Origin of the sequence: Pseudonocardia sp. CA-142604, from assembly GCF_050948475.1 — a bacterium.
GTDB lineage: Bacteria > Actinomycetota > Actinomycetes > Mycobacteriales > Pseudonocardiaceae > Pseudonocardia > Pseudonocardia alaniniphila.
On sequence record NZ_CP192045.1, the window covers coordinates 7193321 to 7206246 of the forward strand.

General features: G+C 70.9%; 14 protein-coding genes. 8 read left to right on the top strand and 6 right to left on the bottom strand.

The genetic code is table 11. From position 1 onward, the window contains the following. Positions 1–10: 10 nt before the first annotated feature. On the bottom strand, positions 11–358 hold the full coding sequence (locus ACQPZQ_RS32665; protein WP_433287225.1) for an oxidoreductase: 348 nt from the start codon (positions 356–358) through the stop codon (positions 11–13). Positions 359–601: 243 nt separating this feature from the next. Between ACQPZQ_RS32665 and lpdA the strand changes: the two genes are divergently transcribed. From lpdA to lipB, 4 genes are all read left to right on the top strand, one after another. Beyond that, positions 602–1984 (top strand): dihydrolipoyl dehydrogenase, encoded by a 1383-nt coding sequence (gene lpdA, locus ACQPZQ_RS32670; protein WP_241042828.1) that lies wholly within the window; start codon positions 602–604, stop codon positions 1982–1984. A gap of 68 nt (positions 1985–2052) precedes the next feature. Beyond that, positions 2053–3882, top strand: a complete 1830-nt coding sequence (gene sucB / locus ACQPZQ_RS32675; RefSeq protein ID WP_433287227.1) for a 2-oxoglutarate dehydrogenase, E2 component, dihydrolipoamide succinyltransferase — start codon at positions 2053–2055, stop codon at positions 3880–3882. Between the two features lie 65 nt (positions 3883–3947). Then, positions 3948–4838: a TIGR01777 family oxidoreductase gene (locus tag ACQPZQ_RS32680; RefSeq protein WP_433287229.1), complete on the top strand. Its 891-nt coding sequence runs from the start codon at positions 3948–3950 to the stop codon at positions 4836–4838. A 111-nt stretch (positions 4839–4949) separates the two neighbouring features. After that, positions 4950–5696 (top strand): lipoyl(octanoyl) transferase LipB, encoded by a 747-nt coding sequence (lipB, locus tag ACQPZQ_RS32685; protein WP_433299471.1) that lies wholly within the window; start codon positions 4950–4952, stop codon positions 5694–5696. 6 nt (positions 5697–5702) lie between these two features. Here the strand turns inward: lipB and ACQPZQ_RS32690 are convergent, their stop codons facing one another. Further along, positions 5703–5927, bottom strand: a complete 225-nt coding sequence (locus ACQPZQ_RS32690; RefSeq protein WP_433287230.1) for a hypothetical protein — start codon at positions 5925–5927, stop codon at positions 5703–5705. A gap of 42 nt (positions 5928–5969) precedes the next feature. Between ACQPZQ_RS32690 and ACQPZQ_RS32695 the strand changes: the two genes are divergently transcribed. After that, positions 5970–6446 (top strand): ArsR/SmtB family transcription factor, encoded by a 477-nt coding sequence (locus ACQPZQ_RS32695; RefSeq protein ID WP_433287232.1) that lies wholly within the window; start codon positions 5970–5972, stop codon positions 6444–6446. Between the two features lie 24 nt (positions 6447–6470). Here ACQPZQ_RS32695 and ACQPZQ_RS32700 read toward each other — a convergent pair whose 3' ends face one another. After that, entirely contained in the window at positions 6471–7406 is a 936-nt protein-coding gene (locus ACQPZQ_RS32700) for an LLM class F420-dependent oxidoreductase (protein ID WP_433287234.1), read from the bottom strand. 102 nt (positions 7407–7508) lie between these two features. Here ACQPZQ_RS32700 and lipA point away from each other — a divergent pair, with 102 nt between their 5' ends. Both lipA and ACQPZQ_RS32710 read left to right on the top strand, forming a co-directional pair. Then, on the top strand, positions 7509–8510 hold the full coding sequence (gene lipA, locus ACQPZQ_RS32705; protein WP_433287236.1) for a lipoyl synthase: 1002 nt from the start codon (positions 7509–7511) through the stop codon (positions 8508–8510). Positions 8511–8595: 85 nt separating this feature from the next. Beyond that, the gene (locus ACQPZQ_RS32710; RefSeq protein ID WP_433287238.1) at positions 8596–9324 is read left to right on the top strand and encodes a DUF4191 domain-containing protein; all 729 of its coding nucleotides are present in this window, start codon (positions 8596–8598) and stop codon (positions 9322–9324) included. A gap of 35 nt (positions 9325–9359) precedes the next feature. On the opposite strand, the gene ACQPZQ_RS32715 is transcribed toward ACQPZQ_RS32710, so the two are convergent. Genes ACQPZQ_RS32715 through ACQPZQ_RS32725 form a run of 3 tightly spaced genes read right to left on the bottom strand, consistent with a single transcriptional unit; the run spans position 9360 to position 11259 of the window. After that, positions 9360–10139, bottom strand: a complete 780-nt coding sequence (locus tag ACQPZQ_RS32715) for a MerR family transcriptional regulator (RefSeq protein ID WP_433287239.1) — start codon at positions 10137–10139, stop codon at positions 9360–9362. 24 nt (positions 10140–10163) lie between these two features. Next, complete coding sequence (locus ACQPZQ_RS32720) at positions 10164–10751, bottom strand: GyrI-like domain-containing protein (protein WP_433287241.1); 588 nt, start codon at positions 10749–10751, stop codon at positions 10164–10166. A gap of 34 nt (positions 10752–10785) precedes the next feature. Then, positions 10786–11259, bottom strand: a complete 474-nt coding sequence (locus ACQPZQ_RS32725) for an RDD family protein (protein ID WP_433287243.1) — start codon at positions 11257–11259, stop codon at positions 10786–10788. A 161-nt stretch (positions 11260–11420) separates the two neighbouring features. On the opposite strand from ACQPZQ_RS32725, the gene glnA reads away from it, so the two are divergent. Further along, positions 11421–12845, top strand: coding sequence for a type I glutamate--ammonia ligase (gene glnA / locus ACQPZQ_RS32730; protein WP_433287245.1), 1425 nt, complete (start codon positions 11421–11423; stop codon positions 12843–12845). The last annotated feature ends 81 nt before the right edge of the window (positions 12846–12926 follow it).

Below are 12926 nucleotides of genomic sequence, written 5' to 3' on the forward strand. Positions count from 1 at the left end.
CGCCCGCCCGCTACCCGTTGAGATCCCTGCGGCGTTCCCGCTCGCGCAGGATGCGCTGGCGGGCGTCGTGGTCACGCATCCGTTGCGGATAGCCCACCAGCTGAACGTCGTACACCGGCATCCGCAGCGAACGGGCCAGCTTGCGCGCGCCGTCGGGCGACGAGATGCGCCGCCGTGTCCACGCGCCGTCGCGGTCGACCAGGAGCATCGTCGTGGCGGTGACGGTGGTGCGGGGCTCCACGAACGCCTCCACCCCCTCGTGGGTCTCCGCCCAGCTACGCAGGTGCGCGACATCGCCGGAGTCGGCTCCACGGAGCCCGCCCTTGAGACCTCGGCCGAGCCTGCCCAGGAGGCTCACCGTTCGTCCCCTCCGTGTCCGGCCTTCGTGCCGCGTGGGCACTGTCTCGACGGCCGGGTCCCGCCCTCGCTCGCCAATTCGCTCATCGCGCCCCACCTCCTGACTGCGCCAACGTCCGAGGTCGACGGTTTTCTCCCGTGTGACCAGCCGCCGCACCCGACCACGGCGGATGACAAGATGGGTCAAGCGGCGTTACAGCCACTGTCACAAGCACTGCCGGCAATTCGGTGAGGGAGTTCTGACGTGCCCGAGCACAACGCGGACCTGGTGATCCTCGGGGGCGGATCGGGCGGTTACGCCTGCGCCCTGAGGGCGGCCGAGCTGGGAATGTCCGTGGTGCTGGTCGAGCGCGACAAGCTCGGCGGCACGTGCCTGCACTACGGCTGCATCCCCACCAAGGCCCTGCTGCACGCAGCCGAGGTGGCCGACAACGCCCGCGAGGGCGACCGGATCGGCGTCAAGAGCTCACTGGCCGGCATCGACATGGCCGGCGTGAACTCCTACAAGGACGGCGTCATCGCCAAGCTCTACAAGGGACTGCAGGGGCTGGTGAAGTCCCGCAAGATCACCTTGGTCGAGGGCACCGGCCGCTTCGAGGGGCCGCGGACCGTCGTCGTCGGCGATGACCGCTACGTGGGCAAGAACGTGGTGCTCGCCACCGGCAGCTACTCCAGGACGCTCCCCGGCCTCGACATCGGTGGCCGCATCATCACCAGCAGCGAGGCCATCCACCTCGACGAGGTACCGGACCGGATCGTGATCCTCGGTGGCGGGGTGATCGGCGTCGAGTTCGCCTCGGTGTTCCGCAGCTTCGGCTCGGAGGTCACCATCGTCGAGGCGCTGCCGCGGCTCGTCCCCAACGAGGACGAGTTCGCCTCCAAGCTCCTCGAGCGCGCCTTCCGCCGTCGCAAGATCACGTTCAAGACCGGCGTCAGGTTCACCGGTGCCACGCAGACCGAGGACACCGTCACCGTCTCGCTCGAATCGGGCGAGGAGATCGACGCCGACCTGCTGCTGGTCGCCGTGGGTCGCGGTCCCAACACCGCCGACGCCGGTTTCGAGGAGGCCGGAGTGGCGATGGAGCGCGGTTTCGTGCTCGCCGACGAGCGGCTGCGCACCAACCTGCCCAACGTCTTCGCCCTCGGCGACATCGTGCCCGGGCTGCAGCTCGCCCACCGCGGGTTCGCCCAGGGCATCTTCCTCGCGGAGGACATCGCGGGCCTCAACCCGCCGCCGATCGACGAGGCCGGCATCCCCCGCGTCACCTACTGCGAGCCCGAGGTCGCGTCCGTCGGGCTCACCGAGGCGCAGGCCAAGGACAAGTACGGCGAGATCCAGACCCTGACCTACGACCTCGCGGGCAACGGCAAGAGCCAGATCCTGCAGACACAAGGCGCAATCAAGCTGATCAAGGCCGGGGCTACGGGCACACCAGGTCCCGTCGTCGGCATCCACATGGTCGGCGCCCGCGTGGGCGAACTCATCGGCGAGGCCCAGCTGGTCTACAACTGGGATGCACAGGCCGAGGACGTCGCTGCGCTGGTGCACGCCCACCCCACCCAGAACGAGGCGTTCGGCGAGGCCCACCTCGCGCTGGCCGGCAAGCCGCTGCACAGCCACTCGTGACCAGGCGCAGCCGACCGCTGCTCCGGCCACCCGAACCCGAACCGCAGGAAGAGGAGCTCCGACCCGATATGGCCTTCTCCGTCCAGATGCCCGCCCTCGGTGAGAGCGTCACCGAGGGCACCGTCACCCGGTGGCTCAAGCAGGAGGGGGACCGTGTCGAGGTCGACGAGCCGTTGCTCGAGGTCTCCACCGACAAGGTCGACACCGAGATCCCCTCGCCCGCCGCGGGCGTGTTGCAGCGCATCGTCGCCGCCGAGGACGAGACGGTCGAGGTCGGCGGCGAGCTCGCAGTGATCGGCGACGGCTCCGACTCCGGAAGCGACTCGGGTGGCGACGTCGAGGGCAACAAGGCGCCTGCTGCCGAGGCGCCCGCCGAGGAGAAGGCCGCAGCCGAGCCGGCGAAGGCCCAGGCTGCGCCGTCCGACGAGCCTGCCGCCGCTCCGCGTGCCGAGACGACGTCCACCAGCCAGGGCACCGCCATCACGATGCCGGAGCTCGGTGAGAGCGTCACCGAAGGCACCGTCACCCGCTGGCTCAAGCAGGTGGGCGACTCGATCGAGGTCGACGAGCCGCTGCTCGAGGTCTCCACCGACAAGGTCGACACCGAGATTCCCTCCCCCATCGCCGGCACGCTCCTCGAGATCACCGCGGGTGAGGACGAGACGGTCGAGGTCGGAGGCCAGCTCGCCGTGATCGGCGACGCGTCCGCCGCCCCCGCGAAGAGCGCTCCCGCCGAGGAGAAGCCGGCTGCGCAGAAGCCGGCCCCCGAGCCCGAGCCCGCGAAGCAGGCGGCTCCCGAGCCCGAGGCAGAGCATCCCTCCACCAACGGCAAGGTCTCCGCCCAGGCCGTCGAGCAGGCCGAGGAGCAGGCGGAGCGCGACGAACTGGTGGCCGACGAGCCGGAGCGGCCCGAGAGCGGCGACGCCGGTCGCGGAGCCCCGTACGTCACGCCGCTGGTGCGCAAGCTCGCCGCGGAGCACGACGTCGACCTCTCGGCGATCACCGGCACGGGCGTGGGCGGCCGCATCCGCAAGCAGGACGTGCTCGCCGCTGCCGAGTCGCGCAAGCCGGCTCCGGAGCCCGAGCGCGCACCCGCACCGGCCGCGGCCGCCGCGCCCGCGGCGAGCGCACCGTCCGAGCCCACGCGGATGCCGAAGCCCTCCCCCGACGGCCCGCAGCCCGGCACCACCGTGAAGATGCCGCGACTGCGGCAGGTGATCGCGCAGCGGATGACCGAGTCGCTGCGGGTGTCGGCCCAGCTCACCACCGTGCAGGAGGTGGACGTCACCCACATCGCACGGCTCCGGGCCCGCGCCAAGGCCGAGTTCGAGCGGCGCGAGGGCGTGAAGCTGACGTTCCTGCCGTTCTTCGTCAAGGCGGCCGTGGAGGCGTTGAAGGCTTTCCCGCAGGTCAACGCCTCGATCAACGAGGAGACCAAGGAGGTCGTCTACCACGGCGCCGTGCACATGGCGATCGCGGTGGACACCCCCCGCGGGCTGCTCGTCCCGGTGATCAAGAACGCGGAGGACCTGAACCTCGCCGGTCTGGCCCGGCGGATCGCCGACGTGGCCGAGCGCACCCGGTCCAACAAGATCGGCCCGGACGAGCTGTCGGGCGGCACGTTCACCGTCACCAACATCGGCAGCGCCGGCGCGCTCTTCGACACCCCGATCATCAACCAGCCGCAGGTCGCCATCCTCGGCACCGGCAAGATCACGAAGCAGCCCACGGTGGTCACCGGGCCCGACGGCGAGGACTCCATCGCCGTCCGCTCGGTGTGTTATCTGCCACTCACCTACGACCACCGTCTCGTCGACGGGGCCGACGCAGGCCGCTTCGTCAGCGCGATCAAGGCACGTCTCGAGGAAGGTGCGTTCGAGGCCGACCTCGGGCTCTGACCACTCACCCGCACGGGGCGCGCGCCCGACTCGCGCGCTCCGTCGGGTTCGGCGAGGATCACCGCGTGCGCATCGTCGTCGCCGGCTCATCCGGCCTGATCGGAACCTCGCTCGTGGCCCATCTCCGGGCCACGGGTCACGAGGTGCTGCGCCTGGTGCGACGGCCCGCCGCCGCGCCGGACGAGCGGAGCTGGGACCCACCGGCCGGCCGCATCGACGACGGCACGTTCGACGGCGTCGACGCGGTGGTCAACCTGGCGGGGGCCGGGATCGGCGACCGCCCGTGGAGCGGTGCACGCAAGCAACTCCTGCGCGACAGCCGCAACGTGCCCACCGAGGTGCTGGCAGGCGCCGTCGCCGACCACGGCGTGCCCGCCCTGCTCAACGCGTCGGGCATCAACTACTACGGCGACACCGGTTCCGACGTGGCCGACGAGACGGCACCGCTCGGCGCGGGGTTCCTCGCCGAGGTCTGCCGCGACTGGGAGGCCGCCACCGCACCGGCCGCGCTGGCAGGAGCACGGGTCGTCCTGCTGCGATCGTCGGCGGTGCTGTCGCCACGGGGCGGCCTCCTGGGCAGGCTGCGGCCGCTGTTCTCGCTGATGCTCGGCGGCCGCATCGGCACCGGAGAGCAGGCGTTCCCCTGGATCTCCCTCGACGACGAGGTCGGAGCCATCCGGTTCCTGCTGGAACGCCCCGACGTGTCGGGGCCGGTCAACCTCGCAGGCCCCGAGCCGGTCACGAACGCGGAGTTCACCCTGGCTCTGTCCGAGGTGCTGCGCCGGCCGGCCCCGTTCGCCGTGCCGGCGTTCGTCCTCCGAACCGCCCTGGGCCAGATGGCCGACGAACTGGTGCTCACCGGGCCGATGGCCGTGCCCGCGGTGCTGCAGAAGCACGGCTACCAGTTCCGCCACACCACCGTGCGCGATGCGCTGGCCGCAGCTCTCGACCGCTGACTCGGCCGCCTGCACCCCGCGAGTCGCCCGGTTCCTGTGGATCAATTGCCCCCACCAACATGGCGCCGTCCCCAGCCAGGCGATCCCGGGCGTAGCGTAAGAATCATGGGTATGCGTCACACCGGCCGGTCCTGCCGCCGCACCACCGACCCCGTCCGGATCGACCGGCTGGGCACTGTCGACTACGTGTCCGCCTGGGACATGCAGCGTGCCAACGCCGCCGCCCGGCGCGAAGGCACCGGACCGGACGTGCTGATGCTGCTGGAACACCCGTCCGTCTACACCGCGGGTAAGCGCACCCGGCCCGAGGACCGGCCCACCGACGGCACCCCCGTCGTCGACGTCGACAGGGGCGGCCGTATCACCTGGCACGGCCCGGGCCAGCTCGTCGGCTACCCCATCGTGGCGCTGACCGAGCCGCTCGACGTCGTCGACTTCGTGCGGCGGCTGGAGGAGGCGCTGATCCGCGTGTCCCACGATTTCGGGCTCACCGCGGCGGGCCGGATCGACGGCCGCAGCGGCGTCTGGCTGCCCGCCGACGACATCCGCCCGGAGCGCAAGATCGGTGCGATCGGCGTGCGCGTCCAGGGTGGGGTCACGCAGCACGGCTTCTCGTTCAACTGCGATCCCGACCTCACCGAGTTCGACCGGATCGTGCCGTGCGGCATCACCGACGCCGGAACCAGCTCGCTCTCACTGGAGCTGGGCAGGACCGTCGGCGTGGCGGACGTACGGGAAGCGGCCGCCGAGGCCGTCACGGCCGTGCTGGACGGCACGGTGCCCGTGGCCGAGCACATCGTGCCGCGCGTGGCCGCCCCTGCCGGCCTCGACCTGCAGCTGCATCCCTCGTTGCGCTGAGCGAGCTCAGCCTGTGCCCTCGGGCGGGCCGGAGCGATCGTCGGACGAGTCCGACGACCCCCGGCGCCCGACGGGCCGCGCCGCACCGAACGCGACGCCGAGCACCACCCCGATGGCGATGCCGAACGCCACGTTGCCGGCGAGGACGCCGAAGACGGCTCCGACCGCAATCCCGACCGCGATCGCTGCGCCCATCGCCGTGCCACTCGTGCGATCCGGGTGCTTGTCCATGGCGCTATCGTATTCTGTAATTCCGGATATCCGAGGTAACGAGTGCACGACCAATCCCTGCCGGAGCGGCTCGCCGAACTCGAGCGCCGCATCGAGGCGCTCGAACACGGCGAACCGCCCACCGGACCACCGGCCGTAGCGGACGGCTCGGGCACCGTCCGCTACTCGGGTGACGTGCACTTGCACGGCGACGTCGTCTGGGAGATCGCGCTCGACGCCGGCGCCGTTCTCGGCCTGGACGACGGCCCACGGGTGGCGGTGCTGGCAGCGCTCGGGCATCCGGCCCGGGCCCGCATCGTCCGCAGCCTGCTCACCGACGGCGCGCACAGCACGGCAGCCCTGCAGGCGGCGGCAGATCTGGCCTCGACCGGCCAGCTCTACCACCATCTGCGCTCCCTGACCCATTCCGGGCTCGTGGAGCAGGACGGCCGGGGGTCCTACCGGATCGCACCCCGCGCCGTGGTGCCGGCGCTGGTGCTGCTGAGCGCGGCCGCCGACGTCGCCGGGCAGCTCAGGTAGGGCCATCGCTTGGCTGAGGCCGCCTCAGCGCAGCTGCGGAACGACCTCCGACGCGATCAGCTCGATCTGGTCGATGTCGGCGAGGTCGAGAAGCTGCAGGTAGATGCGCGTGATGCCGGTCTTCTCCCGCCACTGCCCCAGCCGGTCGACGATCTCGGCCACCGTGCCGGCCAGCCCGTCAGTCCGGAGCTCGTCGACCTTGCGGCCGATCGTCACGCAGCGGTTGGTCACCTCGGCGTCGTCACGCCCCACGGCGATGGTGTGCGCGGCGGAGAGCACCAGCTCGGCGGGGTCGCGGCCGATCTCCCGGCATGCCGCGGCGACGCGCTCGAACTGGGCGGCGATGACGTCCGGTGAGCTGAAGGCGACGTTGAACTCCGTGGCGAACCGGGCGGCGAGAGCGGGCGTGCGCTTCGGGCCGTGGCCGCCGACGATCAGCGGCGGCTGCGGCTGCTGCACCGGCTTCGGCAGTGCGGGCGAGTCGGTGACCGTGTAGTGGGTGCCGGCGAAGGAGTAGCTCTCGCCCGGCAGCGTCCGCCACAGGCCGGTGACGATCTCCAGCTGCTCCTCGAGGCGGTCGAACCGCTCCCTCAGCCCGGGGAACGGGATGCCGTAGGCCGCGTGCTCGGCCTCGAACCACCCCGCGCCCAGGCCCAGCTCCACGCGGCCGCCGGACATCTGGTCGACCCCCGCCACGGCGATCGCCAGCGGCCCGGGGAGCCGGAACGTCGCCGAGTTGACGAGCGTGCCCAGCCGGACCCGTGACGTGTCGCGCGCGAGCCCGGCCAGGGTGATCCAGGCGTCGCTCGGGCCCGGCTCGCCGGACACCTCGCCCATCTTCAGGTAGTGGTCGGACCGGAAGAACGCGTCGTAGCCCGCGTCCTCGGTTGCCCTGGCGACCCGCAGCAGGTCGTCGTAGGAGGCCCCCTGCTGAGGCTCGGTGAAGATCCTGAAGTCCATTGGGGAACGCTAACCCCTCACCCGGCGGCCCCACCGCGTGCGTGCCCCGCACGTCACATGGGAGGAGATCGCGCCGCTGGGCTTCGGCGTAGCCTGACGTACGTGACGATCGCACCGGAGGGCCGCAAGCTCCTGCGCCTCGAGGTCCGCAACAGCGAGACCCCGATCGAGCGCAAGCCGCCGTGGATCCGGACCCGCGCCCGCACGGGTCCGCAGTACACCGAGCTGAAGGGCCTGGTGCGATCCGGCGGCCTGCACACGGTGTGCGAGGAGGCGGGCTGCCCGAACATCTACGAGTGCTGGGAGGACCGCGAGGCCACGTTCCTCATCGGCGGGGAACAGTGCACGCGGCGGTGCGACTTCTGCCAGATCGACACGGGCAAGCCCGCCGACCTCGACACCGACGAGCCGCGCCGCGTCGCCGAGTCGGTGCGCACGATGGGCCTGCGCTACTCCACGGTCACGGGGGTGGCCCGCGACGACCTCGAGGACGGCGGGGCGTGGCTCTACGCCGAGACCGTCCGGCAGATCCACGGCCTCAACCCGGGCACCGGCGTCGAGCTGCTGATTCCCGACTTCAACTCGATCGACGACCAGCTCGCCGAGGTGTTCGGCTCCCGGCCCGAGGTGCTCGCGCACAACCTGGAGACGGTGCCGCGGATCTTCAAGCGGATCCGCCCCGCCTTCCGCTACGAGCGCTCCCTCGATGTGATCAGCAAAGCCAGGGCGGCGGGCCTGGTCACCAAGTCCAACCTCATCCTCGGCATGGGTGAGACGCCGGAGGAGGTCGTCTCCGCACTGCGCGACCTGCACGACGCCGGGTGCGAGATCATCACGATCACCCAGTACCTGCGCCCCTCGCTGCGCCACCACCCGGTGGAGCGGTGGGTGAAGCCGGAGGAGTTCGTCGAGCACTCCGCGGTGGCACAGGAGATCGGGTTCGCCGGGGTGATGGCCGGTCCGCTGGTGCGCTCGTCCTACCGCGCAGGCCGGCTCTACGCCCAGACCGTGGCGCATCGGGGCGAGGAGCTCCCGGAGAATCTGGCCCACCTCGCCGACGAGGGCGCCGCCGCCCAGGAGGCACGCTCGCTGCTGGCCCGCTGACCTCCGCGGTCGTCCTGGAAAGTCCCCCCGCCGGCGGGGCGGATCTGCCCGCGATCATCGCTGGACGACCCGTATCCTGAGCCGTATGGCCGGTAAGCCCGACAAGGCAGCGAAGAAGGAAGCCGCGCGCGCCAAGCGTGCGGCGTCGAAGGCGCGCCGCAAGCAGATCTTCGAGGCGTTGAAGATGCAGCGCCGGGAGGACAAGGCGCTCATCCCCTTGATGGTGGGCGCCATCGTCGTGTCGGTGGCCGTCGTCTTCGGCATCGGGCTGATCTTCGATCTCCACTGGCTCCTGCTGCCGATCGGGCTCGCGATCGGCATCCTCGCCGCCATCAGCATCTTCGGCAGGCGGGTGCAGCGGTCGGTGTACACCAAGGCCGACGGGCAACCGGGCGCCGCGGGCTGGGCGCTGGACAACATGCGCGGCCAGTGGCGGGTCACCGCCGGCGTGGCGGGCACCACCCACCTCGACGCCGTGCACCGCGTGATCGGCCGTCCGGGGGTCATCCTCGTGGCAGAGGGCGCCCCGCACCGTGTCAAGAGCCTGCTCGCTCAGGAGAAGAAGCGCACCGCGCGGGTCGCGGGCAGCACCCCGATCTATGACTTGATCGTGGGCAACGAAGAGGGCATGGTGCCGCTGAAGCAGCTGCAGCGCCACATCATGAAGCTGCCGCGCAACATCAGCGCGAAGGACATGGAGTCCCTCGAGGCCCGGCTCGCCGCGCTGGGTTCCCGCGCCGCGGCGATGCCGAAGGGCCCGATGCCGGCCGGGGCGAAGATGCGCAGCGTGCAGCGCACGGTGCGCCGCCGCTGAGCACCTGGTGCCGAGGAAACGGGGTTTCCGCGGCACTAGTCCTCGAGTGGCATCGCCACCCGCGTGACGTACTCGTCGGGCGTCGCGGTGCTCGGGTCCGTCAGGTAAGTCTCCGTCACCGGCCCCTTGGCCTGATGCCCGAGCGCGCGCACGTGCTCCAGCACGGCGGTGTAGGCCAGCGGCAGCTCCTCGTACGGCCCGACGTGCAGTGTGGCCGCCCACGGGCCGCCGGGAAGCGTCATGATCACGTCGGGCGCTCCGGCCGCTGCCGCCACGCCGACCGACACAGTGAACTCCTCCGTCAGGTCCAGCGGGAAGACCCCGACCAGCGGCTCGCGGCCCTGCCCTGCTCCGGCCCGGAGCACGGCGGTGCACAGCGCCGCCGTGTCCACGTCGATCGCGTCTGCCCGCACCGGGCCGCTCATCCCGACCAGCGCGAGTGGAGCCCGCTCGGCGATCGCGACGTCGTAGCGCACGCGCTCCGGCGCCACCAGCAGCGCGTCGAGAGACCGCAGCACCTGCTCACGCCGGGCCAGCTCAGCGGCCAGGCGCTCCCGCTGGGCGGCGAGCACGGCGGCCACGGTCGTCTCATCGGGGGCCGCCAGCACCTCGCGTACCACGGGCAGCGGCACGTCGAGACCGCGGAGGAGTGCGATCGTGGTGGCCGTCCGCACCTGGTCGGCTCGGTAGTAGCGGTATCCCGAATGGGGATCCACCGAGGCCGGGACCAGCAGCCCTTCGGCGTCGTAGTGCCGCACCGCCTTGACCGTGAGACGGGCAAGGCGGGCGAACACCCCGATCGGCATCAGGCTCATCGGGCCGGCCTGGTCAACGCGCCATCAGCTCTGCGTGCCGGGTAGCACCACCGGTACCTGCAGGACGGTCCGCAGCTCGGCCGGGGGCGTCGACGAGGGATCGGTGAGGTAGATCTCGGTGTGTGGGGCCGCCGGCACCAGCCCGTGTCGAGCGATGAACGCGTACAGCGCGGCGAGGGAGGGCTCCTCGTCGGCGTAGGGCCCGAGATGCAGGAGCCGGGCCACGCGGCGTTCCGGCTGTCGGCGACGCTGGACGGGCTCCCCGAAGCGCGCGGCCGCAGCGGCGACGGCCTCGTCGGTGGCATCCGGCGGTGCGGGTACGACGAGCCGCCAGTGCCAGCCGTCGGGATGCGCGAGGTCGAACGGCGGGGCGTCGTCCGACTCCACGCTCCCGCCTTGGCTGTAAGTGCCTTCCAGCGGCACGTCCTCGGCGTCGCCGAGGACGGATCGCACCGCGAACAACGCACGGACGGCGGCACCGAAGGACGGATGCTCCGGAGCTCCCCGGCCGTCGACGGCGAGGGTGTCCCGGGCCGGGAGGTCGGCAAGAGCCGGGTTCGTGGTCGTGGGGCCGGGATTCGTCGGGTCCGGGGTGATGGTGTCGGCTTCCATGCCGTCGACGTTCGGCTCTCCCGTACGGGGAGGGTCAAGCGCGCGTGCGGACGACGATGCTGCGCACCGCACGGTCGTGCCAGCCCCGGCCGTCGGAGTCGCGCACGAGCGGCGGCACGATCAGGGCGATCAGTGCTGTGCGCAGCAGGGCCCGCGGTATCCCGATCACGGCGGAGGAGTCGATCGACGCCACCCGGATGCCGAGGAGGGTCATGCCCGCGCTCGCCCCGAACACCGCCACCGGTACGGCCGTGAGCAGGAACCAGATGCCGAGCACCGCCCACGGAAGGTTCGGGCCGCCGATCTCCTCCGACCCCAGCACCAGTACCGCTATCAGGTAGCCGAGCAGCCAGTCGACCACGAGCGCGGCCAATCGCCGCCCGAACCCGGCGACGGAGCTCACACCCTCGGCAGGCAGACCAAAGCGCTGCCCTGGATGGCCCTCGCCACCGCGCCCCATGGAACCGGTGCCCGATCCGGGCATCCAGGACTCGATCCAGCGCGCCATGGCGTCTAGCGTAGGGCGACAGGTCCTGATGAGCGGGCCGCCCGGTCCGTTAACCTCCGCGAAACGGCCGAGTGACAGCCGGGCAACACCACGCCCATAGCGTCGCTGACAAGAGCGGTCAACCGACCCCCTGAGCGTGCCGTTGAAAGGAGTCAGTGAGGGTGTTCAGCAACTCCGAAGAGGTTCTGAGCTACATCTCGGCCGAGAACGTCGAGTACGTCGACATCAGGTTCTGCGACCTCCCGGGTGTCATGCAGCACCTCACTGTCCCCGCCTCGACGTTCACCCAGGATCTGATGGACGAGGGCATCGCGTTCGACGGTTCGTCCGTCCGCGGCTTCCAGGCCATCAACGAGTCCGACATGGCGCTGTTCCCGGATGCGGCCACAGCGCGGCTCGACCCGTTCCGCAAGCACAAGACACTCAACATCAACTTCTTCGTGCACGACCCGATCACGGGCGAGCCCTACAGCCGCGACCCTCGCAACGTCGCGCGCAAGGCCGAGGAGTACCTGCGGGCCTCCGGTGTGGCCGACACCGCCTACTTCGGCGCGGAGGCGGAGTTCTACATCTTCGACTCGGTGCGCTTCGGGTCCGACCCGCACCAGCAGTACCACCACATCGACTCGGTCGAGGGCTGGTGGAACACCGGTCGCGAGGAGGCCGGGGGCAACCAGGGCTACAAGGTCGCCTACAAGGGTGGCTACTTCCCGGTGCCGCCGGTCGACCACTACGCCGACCTGCGCGACGACATCGTCGCCAACATGGTCGCCAGCGGTTTCGAGGTCGAACGCGGCCACCACGAGGTGGGCACCGCAGGCCAGGCCGAGATCAACTACCGCTTCAACACGCTGCTTCACGCCGCCGACGACGTGATGCTGTTCAAGTACCTGGTCAAGAACACCGCCTGGCACGCCGGCAAGACGGCCACCTTCATGCCGAAGCCGCTGTTCGGTGACAACGGCTCGGGCATGCACGCCCACCAGTCGCTGTGGAAGGACGGCCAGCCGCTGTTCCACGACGAGTCCGGTTACGGCGGGCTGTCCGACACCGCCCGCTACTACATCGGTGGCCTGCTGCACCACGCCCCGAGCCTGCTGGCGTTCACCAACCCCACGGTGAACTCCTACCACCGCCTGGTGCCCGGCTTCGAGGCGCCGGTGAACCTGGTGTACTCGGCGCGTAACCGCTCCGCGTGTATCCGGATCCCGCTCACGGGCAACAACCCCAAGGCCAAGCGCCTGGAGTTCCGCTGCCCCGACTCGTCGGGCAACCCGTACCTGGCGTTCTCGGCGATGATGATGGCCGGCATGGACGGCATCAAGAACAAGATCGAGCCGGCTGCGCCGATCGACAAGGACCTCTACGAGCTGCCGCCCGAGGAGGCCAAGGACATCGCCCAGGTTCCGGGCAGCCTGGCCGCGGTCATCGACCGGCTCGAGGAGGACCACGAGTACCTGCTCGAAGGCGGTGTCTTCACGCCAGACCTCATCGAGACCTGGATCTCGTACAAGCGGGACAACGAGATCGACCCGCTGCGGCTGCGCCCGCACCCGTACGAGTTCGCGCTCTACTACGACGTCTGATCCTGACGTTGCGCTGACCTGATAGGCAGCCCCGGAAACGGCGGTTGACCTGCGAGGACCTCTTCCGGTGTCTCGCGGCGT

Bases quoted from the DNA above. Each gene is read 5' to 3' on its own strand.
- ACQPZQ_RS32700 (WP_433287234.1), bottom strand. From the start codon at position 7,406: ATGGACTTCAGGATCTTCACCGAGCCTCAGCAGGGGGCCTCCTACGAC.
- ACQPZQ_RS32715 (WP_433287239.1), bottom strand. From the start codon at position 10,139: ATGAGCCTGATGCCGATCGGGGTGTTCGCCCGCCTTGCCCGTCTCACG.
- ACQPZQ_RS32720 (WP_433287241.1), bottom strand. From the start codon at position 10,751: ATGGAAGCCGACACCATCACCCCGGACCCGACGAATCCCGGCCCCACG.
- ACQPZQ_RS32725 (WP_433287243.1), bottom strand. From the start codon at position 11,259: ATGGCGCGCTGGATCGAGTCCTGGATGCCCGGATCGGGCACCGGTTCC.
- ACQPZQ_RS32710 (WP_433287238.1), top strand. From the start codon at position 8,596: ATGGCCGGTAAGCCCGACAAGGCAGCGAAGAAGGAAGCCGCGCGCGCC.
- lipB (WP_433299471.1), top strand. From the start codon at position 4,950: ATGCGTCACACCGGCCGGTCCTGCCGCCGCACCACCGACCCCGTCCGG.
- sucB (WP_433287227.1), top strand. From the start codon at position 2,053: ATGGCCTTCTCCGTCCAGATGCCCGCCCTCGGTGAGAGCGTCACCGAG.
- ACQPZQ_RS32690 (WP_433287230.1), bottom strand. From the start codon at position 5,927: ATGGACAAGCACCCGGATCGCACGAGTGGCACGGCGATGGGCGCAGCG.